Annotated in this window: 13 protein-coding genes; 11 read left to right on the forward strand and 2 right to left on the reverse strand. The window is 43.6% G+C overall.

Annotated features, from left to right (window positions below; genetic code table 11):
* Positions 1–417 precede the first annotated feature (417 nt).
* A complete protein-coding gene (locus tag GJB62_RS32220) occupies positions 418–2,544 on the reverse strand; it encodes an AAA family ATPase (RefSeq protein WP_114085049.1) in 2,127 nt (708 codons plus the stop codon).
* A 469-nt stretch (positions 2,545–3,013) separates the two neighbouring features.
* Positions 3,014–3,406, reverse strand: coding sequence for a hypothetical protein (locus tag GJB62_RS32225; protein WP_114085048.1), 393 nt, complete (start codon positions 3,404–3,406; stop codon positions 3,014–3,016).
* A 502-nt stretch (positions 3,407–3,908) separates the two neighbouring features.
* Here GJB62_RS32225 and GJB62_RS32230 point away from each other — a divergent pair.
* The 11 genes from GJB62_RS32230 to GJB62_RS32280 are packed head-to-tail and all read left to right on the forward strand — an operon-like array spanning position 3,909 to position 13,253.
* Positions 3,909–4,220, forward strand: coding sequence for a hypothetical protein (locus GJB62_RS32230; protein ID WP_114085047.1), 312 nt, complete (start codon positions 3,909–3,911; stop codon positions 4,218–4,220).
* Positions 4,221–4,277: 57 nt separating this feature from the next.
* Positions 4,278–4,748: a hypothetical protein gene (locus GJB62_RS32235; protein ID WP_114085046.1), complete on the forward strand. Its 471-nt coding sequence runs from the start codon at positions 4,278–4,280 to the stop codon at positions 4,746–4,748.
* A gap of 2 nt (positions 4,749–4,750) precedes the next feature.
* Positions 4,751–5,089: a hypothetical protein gene (locus tag GJB62_RS32240; RefSeq protein WP_114085045.1), complete on the forward strand. Its 339-nt coding sequence runs from the start codon at positions 4,751–4,753 to the stop codon at positions 5,087–5,089.
* Positions 5,083–7,821, forward strand: coding sequence for a DUF87 domain-containing protein (locus GJB62_RS32245; RefSeq protein WP_114085044.1), 2,739 nt, complete (start codon positions 5,083–5,085; stop codon positions 7,819–7,821). Before GJB62_RS32240 ends, GJB62_RS32245 begins: the two co-directional genes overlap by 7 nt.
* On the forward strand, positions 7,818–8,360 hold the full coding sequence (locus tag GJB62_RS32250) for a hypothetical protein (RefSeq protein ID WP_114085043.1): 543 nt from the start codon (positions 7,818–7,820) through the stop codon (positions 8,358–8,360). Before GJB62_RS32245 ends, GJB62_RS32250 begins: the two co-directional genes overlap by 4 nt.
* Positions 8,338–9,030: a hypothetical protein gene (locus GJB62_RS32255; RefSeq protein WP_114085042.1), complete on the forward strand. Its 693-nt coding sequence runs from the start codon at positions 8,338–8,340 to the stop codon at positions 9,028–9,030. The genes GJB62_RS32250 and GJB62_RS32255 overlap by 23 nt, the downstream gene beginning before the upstream one ends.
* 30 nt (positions 9,031–9,060) lie before the next feature.
* Entirely contained in the window at positions 9,061–10,119 is a 1,059-nt protein-coding gene (locus GJB62_RS32260) for a hypothetical protein (RefSeq protein WP_114085041.1), read from the forward strand.
* Positions 10,116–10,835 (forward strand): hypothetical protein, encoded by a 720-nt coding sequence (locus tag GJB62_RS32265; protein ID WP_114085040.1) that lies wholly within the window; start codon positions 10,116–10,118, stop codon positions 10,833–10,835. The genes GJB62_RS32260 and GJB62_RS32265 overlap by 4 nt, the downstream gene beginning before the upstream one ends.
* Complete coding sequence (locus tag GJB62_RS32270) at positions 10,832–12,253, forward strand: hypothetical protein (protein ID WP_114085039.1); 1,422 nt, start codon at positions 10,832–10,834, stop codon at positions 12,251–12,253. The genes GJB62_RS32265 and GJB62_RS32270 overlap by 4 nt, the downstream gene beginning before the upstream one ends.
* 32 nt (positions 12,254–12,285) lie before the next feature.
* Positions 12,286–13,116 (forward strand): hypothetical protein, encoded by an 831-nt coding sequence (locus GJB62_RS32275; protein ID WP_114085038.1) that lies wholly within the window; start codon positions 12,286–12,288, stop codon positions 13,114–13,116.
* Complete coding sequence (locus GJB62_RS32280) at positions 13,113–13,253, forward strand: hypothetical protein (protein ID WP_159402645.1); 141 nt, start codon at positions 13,113–13,115, stop codon at positions 13,251–13,253. Before GJB62_RS32275 ends, GJB62_RS32280 begins: the two co-directional genes overlap by 4 nt.
* The last annotated feature ends 257 nt before the right edge of the window (positions 13,254–13,510 follow it).

Below are 13,510 nucleotides of genomic sequence, written 5' to 3' on the forward strand. Positions count from 1 at the left end.
CTAAAATTAGGTGAAAAAAATAAACTAAAAATGACTTTATAGTTAATAAATGATATAAGAGGTCAAAGAGCGTCCTCCAAAGTTTATTTACGCCGCAGTGTACTGCTTTTTCAGCGCTATCACGCCATAAAACTATAGAGTCATTTTTAGTTTATTTTTTGAGAGTGGTTTGATTGCTTTGCTTTGTGTTTAAGACACTTTTTTTATAGAACCGCAAACGGGAGCTAGAGAAGTAGTTTCTCAAGAATTGCCAAGGCACTTACCAGTAATGAAATGCCCCGCCGTCGATTACGAGGCAGCAGGAAAAGGTACAAACCGAGTGGAATTGTGGGCGAAAGCACAGCTAGCTACCAGATTTCTCACTCTTGATTGAGAGCAACAACCGCAAGGCGGGTGAAATTGTTAAGTTGAACATTTCTAAATTGCAATCGTCGGGTGCAAAAAAGCGCTTTCCAACCGCTGCTGTAATCGCGTATATCGCAGTTGGCCGTCACTAGAACGCAAAGCCTTGGATATCGCTTTCTTGGAACCAACGACAATCGCTAACTGCTTGGCACAAGTTAATGCTGTGTACAACTGTTTACGAGACAACATCATATAAGGCTGCGTATAAATTGGCAGAATTACTACCGGATATTCTGAAACCTGGCTTTGATGAATGGTGAGGGACCAGGCGAGGGCAATTTGATTTAAGTCTGCTCTGGTTCTAACGACAGTATGCTTACGATACTGTACAGTAACTTCCATCTCTTCAAGATCAATGGCCTTGATAATTCCGAAGTCGCCATTAAAAATTTCGTGATTATAATCATTAGTCAGTTGAATGATCCGATCGCCTTCTCGTAATAAATTCCCACCTCTGGTAATCTCTACTTTGTCGGGACTGGGCGGATTAATCAACTGCTGCAATACGGTATTGAGGTTACGAGTCCCAAGCAAACCCCGCGACATGGGGCAAAGCACTTGCACATCAGTAGCTAGATTGTAACCCAGGCGGGGAATCAAGTCTGTAATGATTCCGGATATTGCTTTAACACCATGTTTGGGGTGATGACCGCCGCCATGCCACAGACACTCAGACACGGGATTATCGGAAATCGGTTCAATAGTGGGAAACTGGCTTCGGTTAATTTGGTGAGCAGCGGTGATAATTGCGCTCTGTTGGGCTTGCCTAAATACCTTGGTCAACCGCACCACCGGAACGTGACCAGAATTAATCAAGTCAGCAAGGAATTGACCGGGACCGACAGAGGGTAACTGGTCAACGTCACCCACTAGCAGTAGTTGGGAACCGTATTGTATCGCCTTTACCAAAGAAGATGCCAGAAACAAATCAAGCATACTAGCTTCTAGCGCGACAATTGCGGTATGGGGTAAAGGGTTTTGATTATCGCGTAAGAAGCCCATTGTCTTTGGGTCAAATTCCAACAAGCAGTGTATCGTCTTGGCTTCGAGTTGTGTGATTTCACTCAGGCGTTGAGCAGCGCGTCCAGTTGGTGCAGCTAAGGCGATAGATTTGCCCATTGCTTTCCACAGAGAGACTATGGTGTGGGTGGTGAAAGTTTTACCGCAACCGGGGCCACCAGTAAGAATCATTACCCTTGAATATGCAGCCATTTCTACCGCTAGCCGTTGCTGTGGTGAAAGTTTGATTTTATGACTCTTGGTGAAGCGCTCAATCCAGGCGCGAACACGAGGCATATCTTGTGCAACTGGTTGGCAAAATCTAGATTGTATTAATTGAGCAAGGTTCTGTTCGGTGTGAAAGTAGGTTGGTAGATAACATAGCAGCGTTTGGTCTTCGCTTTTCTCGCGGATTAAGTCATCCTTGAGTGCCATGTCTTTGATAATATCAGCGAGGGCATCTTCTTCGGGTGTGTGATCTGCTGTAGTCAGCAGTTTGATAACATTCTCAATTAGTAGAGACTGGGGTAAATAGCAATGCCCATCGGCAGCAGCTTCGTTCAAAACATGAATTAAACCAGCACGGTAACGGAACTGACTATCAGGTGCAACTCCTAAATTAAAGGCAATTTTATCAGTTCTCAGAAAACCAATACCGTAGATGTCAGCAGCTAACTGGTAGGGATTGCTGGTGAGAGTAGCGAGTGCTTCATCCAAGTAATGCCTGTAAATTTTGACTGCATAAGTAGTAGAAACGCCATGACTGTGGAAAAATAGCATTAAATAGATGTAAGAGATGTAAGAAAATAAAATAAAAATAAGTTGATAGCTAAATAAAGATATTTTGAATTGAAGCAGAGACTTGATATTTGGGTTATGCCATCGGCGACGGCGACCCGGACGCGAACAATCCCACAAACTATCGAGTTTGCCCCAGTACCAGCGATGAATTGTGTCGCGTACAGTCTGTGGATGCCATTTTAAGTATTGTGCGATCTTTAGCACTGTCCATCCAGCGGCTGATAAGCGTAGTACAGTGGCACGACTTTGAGTTCTTGGTGGTATACCTTTTGCTTGAGTGAGTGCTAGTAGGGCTTGATCTTCTATTGGTGACAGGTCAACTTTTAAAGGCGCTGGCATCTTGGTCAGGGGTAAAAATATTTACGACTAAAAGAGATTATCCCAATTTGATGTGCCATTTTACTTTAATGAATTCTATTTACGAACGCCAAGATGCTCACTGATGACCGAAGGGACTTTAGCGAATGCAAATTAGTTTTTGATGTCAGAAATTACACATATTAATTTTACTTATAAAATAGGTAGCCTATAGCACTTTAGGTTACGTAGCTGCAATTAGCGATCGCTCTTTGAGGAAAACTTTTTGGTTTACTGATAACTATTTTATTGTGTACTTCAAGAGTAGCCTGGTTGGATGCGACCGTAGTTAGATATGAGTAATGGAAAAATCACATATTCAATACAAGTACGTCGGAAAAAGCGAATTGCGTTAGCGACGAACGCGAGTGCGTCTCGCAGAAAAGGAGCGTCACTGTGTTAGCGGAGCGGGGCGTTAGCAAGAGTGCGAATTGTTCGGTCATCCGGCAAGTTAGTCAGAAGCATCCAAATGGTTTTTCAAAGTGTAGGGGCAATCAGGAGTTTTGATTCCACTGGCGTAAGGTAATTTATAGGATGCCCAAAGCTGCCAGCGCAAAACATCAACTCCAATAGTTGAACTACCGAATTGTACTCGAGAGTCTTTATCTGGATTTTGTATAACATTTTTGATGATGGTATTTATCGCTTCTATCTTGAGATTATTCGGTATGCCCATTAGTAGTTTTGTAAGCCACTGTTTGATTTGTGGTGACTGTAGCCAGTCTTTGATTTGGTCATCAGTGGGAGTTAGGCGATTGACTAATAGCTTGGGATTTTCGTTATCTTTATTAACTTGATTTTTGGATTGAAAGAGTTTCTGAAAATTAGCATCTGTGTTGGACATAAAAATAATTGATTAAAAGAGAATATCTCTATTATAGATAAATTGGATAAACCCGATAATAGCTAATATATTTTATAAAAAAATAAGATGAGCAAATATAAAAAATTGATTTACAATGTTAAAATAAATTATGAATATTTGATTAAGTAAGTGTCTTATAATTAAATAAGTTCCTTATGCAAGTATCAAATAAATACTATGCACCCAATAGAGTTTAAGAAGAAGTGGAAATTAACTTATCAAGAGATGGCGTTCGTATTAGGATACGAAAGTTACGATACTGTCCGAAGCTGGTTCAGGTGTGGAAAGAAGCATCGAAATCCAATGAAGGTTGTTCATATAACTTGCTGGCTTTTGAATGAGAAGTGGGAACGCGAAGGAAAAAAAATAGTTGCTTTTTACCTATAAATGTTTCCTAACTGGGTAAAATGTCCCCTTCCCCGCCACGAAAAAGGCGGGTATTTTTATATGTAGTTAGAAGTTCCAAGAAGTTCTCAGAATCATGGGGATAGGGGGGTTTACCTGGCAAAATGAAGAACTAACAAGACCAGAAGTTGCGGCGATGTTAAAGCCAAAGGTTTCTGCAAGACAACTACAAGCATATTTGAACATAGCTCGGAAGTACTTGCCGGAGTTCCAGAAATTCACCAACAAAAAAACAGGTGGTCTAGATGGCTATGCAAAACTATACGAGTGTCACATTACAGTACTTCAGGAAATTCGCTCACTAGCTAGGGAACATACTTTAGCTGACATAGAAAGTGAATTTCAACAAAGAGCATTAAACAAGTCAGAAGTGGGAAGTGGGAAGTAGATTTTTTGTTACTTCCAACTTCGATAATAAGGTGATTTTTAGATTTTTCCTAGAACAATGAAAAAAGGAGTAATTGCCTTGGCATCTAATAATTCTGTGCGAAGAACACAAACTCAAGTTCTAGCTAAGGCGCTTGCGGCGATTGGGCGCAAGTATCAGCATCAAATTTACGCGGCAGGTACGGCGACAATCATTGTCATGCAGTCGATGCCCTCTTATGGGTGGGGCTTATTCGATTCGGCTCAGGTGGCAATGACTTGTATGTTCGGCGGCGCTGGTGGTATTGGTGGGGGTGGTGCGGCGGCGGCAACTACGGCGATTAAAGCACTTCCCGCAGTGATCAATGCAACCATCACAGTGCTTTTGTTTGTATACTTTGTAGCTTCTGGGCTTAAGGTTGCTAACGGCATTGGTGAAGGGCAGGAAGTAACGCAGATGGTTCAACAGCCCGTAGGCGTGTTTTTCATAATCCTGGTGCTTTGGATTGCTCAAAGTATCTTATTTAACGGCGTTACAGCCGCTTGTTAGTGATGAGCGAGTACAATAAATCGCCCATGAAACGGGTGAATCAGTCACTTGGTCAAAATGCAACAATAAGTATTTTTACTGGCTTTCAGTTTGCAGTCGCGTTATTTATGTTTGGCGTGGGCTTCATCATAGCGATTATGTTTGGGGCAGGAATAGTTTGGGGACTGCTGGCTGGTGTTTGGTTGAGTGCTACGGTAATAGTTTTATCTGGCAAACGTCCTTACTTGTTCTGGTCAAGAGTGTTCCCAAGCGTTCCAGTTTTCACTCGTGGCTATGTCAGATATTCTTCGCCCCAAAACAAAAAAAGGGCGGGTTCAAAGGGGATGCCTAAGCTATGGTAAAAAGCAGTATTCGTAATCAAAAAATAGTACCCTTTGAAGACTTTTTAGACTTAGCAACTTTAGTAAAACTAAAAAAGGGGAGCTATCAAATCGGAGCTTACTTGTTGAGCAAAAAACAAGTAAGCGACACTAACAACACGCTGCAATTAGTATTCGGATATGAATGCACTGGCTTTCACCCACTGTTTAATTCATCAGAGAGACTAGAGGCGATCGCCAAGGCTTTTGAGAACGGCTGTAAAGAGTTTTCGGAGGGTGAGAAATTCACCTTTCGTTGGTCTTCGTTTTGCGACGAAGACAAAGTAATTGAAGACTATCGTCAAAGGCTAGCTAGCCCTGTATCTCTTGAGAGTGAGTTTCTTGATTGGGGGCAAGTTGCGCGGATGCAAGAACTGACGCGTAATCATCAGCGTAAGGATATCAAGCTCAGTATTTACACGACTTTTACTGTCCGCCCAGGAGGAACGGAAGGTGGTGACGCGGTAGATAGAGCAATAGTTAAGCTGGCGAACTTTTTACAGCGCAAATTCACGCCAACAGGCGCGACCGAACTCACTCTTCAAAACTTAATTCAAGTTCTTGAAAAAGCGATAATAGTCTCTTTGCGCCATCAACAAATACTGTCTGAAATGGGTTTATTTCCCTCGCCAAAATCAGACAAGCAATTGTGGGGCGACCTAGTTGATAGAATGGGTGCGAAGGCTGTAAAAGTGCCCCATACCTTGGTTTATGATACTGGTGAATTAAGGGAGGAGATTAACGAAGCCACGCCCAACCCATCGCGGTATAACGACCAATTACACGCGACATCGGTACTTCTGAATAACGGCATACCTCATGCTGATAGACGATGGGTATGTTTGCCCTACCAGAGTACTGACAAAAAGAAGTATATCGGCGTAATGACGCTTGCCCAAAAACCAGAGGTGTTTGCTTCAACCTATCAGCAAATACGCTTTTTATGGGATGTATTCTCACGCGAGGTTATTTATGATGTCGAGATAATAACGGAGATTAACCCAGCCGATCAAAAAATGATTAGGCTTACCCAACAATTGATTACGAGGCGGTCAATAAATGCCTCCGCTAGCGCCAGTAAAAAGACTATTGACGTAGGAGCGCAAATTAATACGGAGCGGTCAGTCGATGCTCAGAAGCAGCTTTACACGGGTGATGTCCCGGAAAATGTAGCTGTCATAATCCTTGTTTATCGTAACTCTCCAGAAGAAATCGACGACGCTTGCAGGCTGATTTCAGGGTATATCAATCAGCCTGCCGAGTTGATTAGAGAAATGCAATATACATGGTCAATCTGGCTTGACACTTTGCTGTTGAGACAGCGACCGCAGCTGACTTTTCCTTTCAACAGACGCGCCACTTTCTTTGCTAGTGAAGTAATTGGTTTAACGCCAGTCGTTCAAACAGCGCACGGTGATAAACAAGGCTTTGAATTAGTAGCTGATGAGGGTCAATCGTCAGTCTATATCGATTTGTCAAAGCCGAAAAACATGATGGTAATCGGCACTACCGGGAGTGGGAAATCGGTAATAATTGCCTCTATTATTTATCAATGCTTGGCGTTGGGAATGTCAGTATTAATGATTGACTTGCCCAATGATGATGGTTCAGGAACCTTTGGAGACTTCACGCCCTACTTTAATGGATTTTACTTTGATATCTCAAAGGAATCAAACAATCTTGTACAACCGCTAGACCTATCAAAGATTCCTGAGTCGCAGTGGGAGGAAAGGACAAAAGCCCATCGAAATGATATTAATTTAATCGTGCTTCAATTAGTTTTAGGAACGCAAAAGTTTGATGGCTTGCTATCACAAACTATAGAATCTGTAATCCCTTTGGGTACAAAAGCCTTTTACGAAGATGCTGACATCAAGGAGCGATTTGAATTAGCGCGAAAAGCAGGGATAAACACCCCAGAGTGGGCGAATACCCCGACATTGGCAGATATGGAGAAATTCTTCTCGCTTGCGTACATTTACTTAGGCTATCAGGACGACAATGTAGAAAAAGCGTTAAATTACATCCGCTTGCGGTTACAGTACTGGCAGGCTAGTAGCATTGGTAGCGCTATCTGCAAGCCTTCAACCTTCCAGGCTGATAGCCAGTTGATTACCTTTGCACTGACTAATCTGCAATCAGGAAAAGATGCAGAAGTGTTCGGGATGAGTGCATATATCGCCGCGTCCCGTCAATCCCTCTCCTCGCCCAACAGCGTGTTCTTTATGGATGAGGCTAGCGTATTGCTAGGATTTTCCGCATTGTCGCGGCTTGCGGGTCGTAAATGCGCTACGGCTCGAAAGCAAGGCTGTCGGGTGTTTCTGGCGGCGCAGGACGTTATCTCTATCGCCAAATCGGAGGCGGGAGAACAAATATTACAAAATATGCCATTGCGATTGATTGGGCGTATTGTTCCAGGCGCGGCTAATAGTTTTTCTGAGTTGCTGGGCATCCCTAGAGAAATTATCGATAAAAACGAAAGCTTTGTCCCGAACATTCAGCAATTATATACTTTGTGGCTGTTGGACTACAACAACAAATATGTGCGCTGTCGCTATTATCCCTCGTATCCCCTGCTGGCGTTGGTCGCTAATAGCAGAGAAGAACAAGCCACGCGAGATAAATTCAAGAAAATTCACAGTGACAAGTTCACCTGGGTGGCAGAATTTTCTAAATATTATGTCGAGTGTATCAAACAGGGAAAACCATTATGAAGGTTCTATCATCAGTCATTGAAAATAAGCTGTTGCTGGCAATACTAGCAGGTGTCGTGTCAATAGTCGGCTTTCAAGTATGGCAATACAACCAAGCTCAATACGAAAAGCTTATTAGCGAAGCGAAGAATGGCTGTGGCGTGTACATAGAATTGGGCGAGGATGCCATCAAGCGCTCCCCCAGCCTGAGAGCATTGAAATATCAAAATAAGCGATTGAGTGGATTAGAGCAACCGGGGATAAACTCTGAATCCGCCGACCCAGGTGCTTATATCATGCTTTTTCGATCCCCTGCTTCTACCCTTCCGCCTAATGCTTTGCCTTTCGATGATACCTTCTTCACCAGTTTATTAAATAAGGAAGAATCACCTAAAACATTAATGGTTCAAGCTGTTTCTTTTGATTTAGCAAAAAAGCAAGCGACCGTAAAATCTCTTTGTACCAAAAAACCTTTTGTAGTAGCCTTGGAGGACTTGTATCTTGAATACCAACCGATTGATCGTAATCTCAGGCGTAGTGATTTTGACATCCTTTTCTAGCCTCCCTGCCACCGCTCAAACTAATCAAAACCAATCTTTCTTAACTCAATTTCAACAAATTTATAGCAGCTTGCAGACTTACATTAGTAATTATCAGAAAGAATTTACTAAAAGTTTGGGCAAGTTAGAAGCTGAATTAACCCAGGCAATTGAATCTAGTGTTGGTGATTTGGGTATTCCTGATCCCCTAAAAGCTGGCAAGAATATCGAGAAAGTGATTCAGAAACAAGAAGGCGCGTTGCTGATATTAGACCCTCGCATTCAAGCCGGAAACGCTATTAAGGAATGGAACCAGCAATATACACGCGGTCAGTCAGAATCAGTACTAGGAGTTGAGGGTCAACGAGTGCAATCGCAAGAGGCAGCAATAACTAATGATGCCACTGCTCAATCAAGCGAAAATGCTGCCGCCGCCCAAGAGGATGTTATTACCCAAGACATTCTTAAAAAGGTCGCTATTCAAAACTTGCAAAATGTTGTGATTGCCAAGTCTATCCACTCAGAGGCACAAAAGCAATCCCGTTCCTTGGCTGTTGCAAATATTAACCTTGCCGATATTTCAAACAGGCTTGATGAGCAAGCTGCGGCGAAGGATCAGGAATCTAACGCCGCTACTCGCCAGATAATTCAATCTGCTGCCGCTAACGATTCATTCTGGAAGAATCAATAATCGAGTCACAATAACGTTACGATAACTCAAATGATAACGTTCTTAGTTATTCTTTTTGCCCAAACGACAGGGCAAAAAGCTGGAGAAGATACGGGCACTACGAATTCAGGCGAAATAGTCGAAGGCGCTATCTCAGGCGCAGACCTAATCTATAAATCGTTTGAGAATGATTGGCTAGAATTAGCATCTGGAACAAGCCCAATTTATACGGCTGTCGTCGCTGTTTCTACCCTCGCGGCTGTTGTGATGATTGGCTTTGCATCATTTGGCTGGTACAGGAAGTATGCAGAAGAAGGGTTTGGTTTTGATTTCATATCCGAGATGGTTTTGCCATTAGTAGTAATTGTAATGCTTAGTAATAATGGGTTCCTTCTCGCCAATACAACAGTCGCATTAAAAAACGTATCGACCGGACTAAACAGGAGCATTTTAAATATTACGAGAAATGGGGTAAACCTGAGAGATGCCATAAGGAATGTTAATGCTGACCAAAGCTTTGTCTTAGCCGCACAGATAGCCTTAGCTAAGTGCGAAAAGCTCAACAACGAAAAGAAGGAAGGTGAAGAATTGAGCGAGAAACAAGCTTGTATCAAACAGGCTGTGGAGAATACACGAAAAGACGCGCAGAAAGCTAGAGAAAAGACTGGCGCGGGTTCTGGAGTCGGAAGTTGGAACCCATTAGACCTTAGTGGCGAACTAATCAATAGCGCAATCCAAGGTTTTGTTTACGTAATTCTCAGTGGACTATCAGCAGCTTTTCAATACATTGTCCAACTGTCATTCTTAATGATTGCATTCGCTGCCCCAATCTTCCTAGTTGTATCTTTGCTGCCTTTCCAAAGCAAGCCTATTTATGCTTGGTTGGCTGGCTGGTTAGGGCTAACACTGGTTCTAATTTCCTACTCCATAACTGTAGGTATTATTGCCAGCGCGATAGTCTCTAAGCCTTCCAGCAATCCTTTGCTATTGCAACTTTTACAAGCCATCTTTTCGCCATTACTCGCGGTAGCCATAGGTACTGGTGGCGGAATGGCTGTATTTTCAGCTTTCACTAGTGGGGTTAAATTCTCGGTGGGGTTAAGGAGATGAAATTATTAGAGAGAAAAGAGCTAAACTTTACCCCAATTTTCTTAATAGTCAATGCTATTTTATTAACGCTCTTATTATTCATAGAAATTGTCAATTTTGCTCGGATAGCAACGTTTTCTAAAACGAAAGCTTCGACCTTGGTAGAATTGTCTGACGGCGAATCTATCAGAGTTATTCCTATAGGTAGCCTTGAGCGATCACCGCAAGCTATTACGTATTTTGTCGGGCAGACAATGACCGGACTTTTAAGTTGGAATGCTCTACCAAAGCCAAGCGATGATTACAAGATAGACCCCACCAAACAATTAAAATTAGATCCGGGGATATCGACATCAAAAGCCAAGATTACTACTAGTGCATGGGCTTCAGGTTTTGCGTTGTCAGAAGATTTTCGCGCACCATTCCTTGAAGAGATAAGTAATCTTACGCCGCCCGATGTCTTTAATGGGTCTACGCAATCAATCCTAAAAGTCAGCCTAATCAGTCAGCCGACTCGGATTAAGGATGGGCAATGGAAAGTAGATATGGTTGCAGAGATTGTTGTTTTCCAAGGCAGCAATTTAGTTGGTAAGCCCATGGCTTTTAACAAAACTGTATTTGTCAGGGCGATTGATACGGCTGCCCTGCCTAGATTTGCGTCCGATGTTCAAGAAACGGCCTCTCGTGTTCGCAAAGCGGGGTTGGAAATTTACAAAATCCAAGATTTAGATTTATGAAAAAGAACACCCAGTCAGCTTTGTCAGAGGCAACTATTGAGATAGAAGAGCAAGATTTTGCCGCCATGAACGGCGCTAAAACTTCTCACGCTAATGATTCAATTCAACCCTCCGAGAACCCCGCCCCAGAAGAAATTGTTACTGCTCGAACAGTCTCGCAATCTCCACTCTTAAAAATGGGCGTTGTTGCCCTGATTTGCCTTCTCTTCGTGACGATTGTTGGGGCAATGCTAGGCAATTCAATGAATGTGCTGAAATTTTCCAAGGGCATTGTGCAACCGCCCAAAGAAGAGCAAACGCCCCTAGCAGAGCCGGAAAATGAGACGGGCAAGGATAAAACAGCGCTTGCCCTGACTAGCCAAAATTACGAGTTAAAGCAGATTCGCGATCGCTTGCCTAGCCCAACGCCTACTCCTAGCGCAACCTTAGCCCCAGCCCCAATCGCACCCGTTACCCCTCCGATGCAACCAGTGCAGCGCCGACAACGTTCTTACCCAGTCGCCAGTCAGCCGACAGCGCCCTTCACTTTCCCCCAGGCTAGAGTATCGCAACCCCAGCCCCAGCCCAAAATTGCCCAGCCGAGCAGACAATCTCCTTTGGCGTTCCCAACGGCTGCAACCAACGTCCCCACCAAAGACCCCACTCAGCAATGGCTTATCGCTGCAAACGTTGGCAGTTTCAGGAGTTCAGGAGATGAATCAGAAAGCGAGAAACCCATCAAGACTAATGGAATTGAAGGAGGTACGGGAGGAGCTACACAAGTGGCCCAGAACACTACCATTAATTACAACGCAAAACGCGTAATTGTTGGCAGCACTGCAGAGGGGAGGCTAGAAACGCCGATCGCTTGGGGCACTGGTGACGCTGGCAACCAGAATTACTTGGTGAAACTAACAAAACCCTTAAAAGCCTCAGATGGTAGGGACGTACTACCCGTGGGCGCTTATCTGGTTGTTCAACTAGCAGAGTCCAATGGTTCGGGTTTCGCCAAACTGCGCGGTGTTTCAGTGTTGGTCAATATAAACGGCGATACGCAAGAAAAGCAACTGCCAGAAAATGCCGTTCTGATAATGGCCAAGGATGGTGGTTTCTTAAAAGCAGAGTCTCGCAGAGGCAGTAATCTGGGCAACAATTTCATCTCTGCTATTGTTGCGGGAGTCGCCAAAGCTGCCGAAGTACAGAATCGCCCCATAACTCAAGTCAGCAGTAACTCTAATGGCTTCTCTACTAGCTCCACTACCAACGATCAAAAAGACCTATCCGCCGCTTTTGGAGAGGGTGCATTTAATAGTGTTCTCGATAATATCAAAAGTTCAAATGTCGCCCGTTCTCAACAGTTAAGTGGTAGAGAAGAAGTATTTGTGATCGATGTTGGTAAGCCAGTGCAAATATTCGTTAATCAAACAATATCGCTCTAGTCACAATAACGTTACGGTAACTGAGGATATAAATGTTAAAGAAAACCACTATTATTGCAGCATTTTTAATCTTAACTAGCGCGGCAAAAGCAACGGCGATAACTGCCCGAACGGTTTACCAGAACGACGCAAACTCCAATGCCATCGAATTAAAGGTGTGGAAGGGCTACGGGCTAACTATTAATTTGATGTCTACAGGGGAAACTATCAAGCAAGTTTGGATCGGCGATCCAAGTCGCTTCGCCTTTACTTCAAATGGTGCTTTATGCCAGTCATCAGGCAACGATTCTGACTGCACAGGAGGTAAAGCGACTGTAATTTTCCTTCGCCAGATTGACCCGATCAACTTCCCTGTTACCTCTAGTAGCAATGGAAGCACTCAAATTACAGTACTTACCAATGATAATCTTTATCAATTTAAGATAGTCCCTGCTACTGGCAACCCAGCCTATACAAGCTTGGTGATTAAATCGGATTCGGAGCGTCCATTGCCAATTACGCGTCCGCGAACGCCGCAACCGCTAACAGTTGAAAAACCGCAATCAGCGCCGCCAGACTTCCCGCAGCCCTCGCCGCCACCACAAACAATAACAGTTCAAAAGCCTCAGCCTGTTGCTGTTTTACGCCCCAATCCTGGGACTACGCTAAATGGTGCGATTCAGAGAAACGATGCTAATGCTCTCGCTTTTGGGCTAGCAGAAGCTGGGCGCAAAGGTCAAGTTAAACCCGGATCTACCACATGGAACAAGGTGCAAGATGCTATCAAACTATTACGGCGTGGCAAGACAAGAGATGAGGCAATTTCGCTTTCTCAGGTCGATAAAACCATTTTTAATCAATTACTCCAATGGGGGCAGTTGTGAACAATTTTTCTAAATCTATTCGCCAAGAATTAGGGGATTTTCTGGATTTGTGTAGGTGTGAAGGTGAGTTATGGATGTTTCCACCAATCGGCTATTTGCTGCTTTTGACTACTCTTTTGGCTGTGGATAAGACTTAGCTTAGTCCTGCAACAACCTACTTAAAATGGCTGTTACCCATGCCCTTTGCAACCTTAACTGTATTGCAAATAAACCAGTACAGAAAATCCAAAAAGCTGTTAGCAGCAACAGGAAACGTAGTAGTCTGCCAACCCAAAAATGCTAAGTGAGGACTGGGGAAAGGGGAAAGGGAAAGGGGTAAGGGATTTGAAACCTTTCCCCCTTCCCCCTTCCCCTTTACCCCGCCAAGTTCACTTGGCGAACTAGTAGAGCTACA

Source organism: Nostoc sp. ATCC 53789 (assembly GCF_009873495.1).
Taxonomy (GTDB): Bacteria; Cyanobacteriota; Cyanobacteriia; order Cyanobacteriales; family Nostocaceae; genus Nostoc; species Nostoc muscorum_A.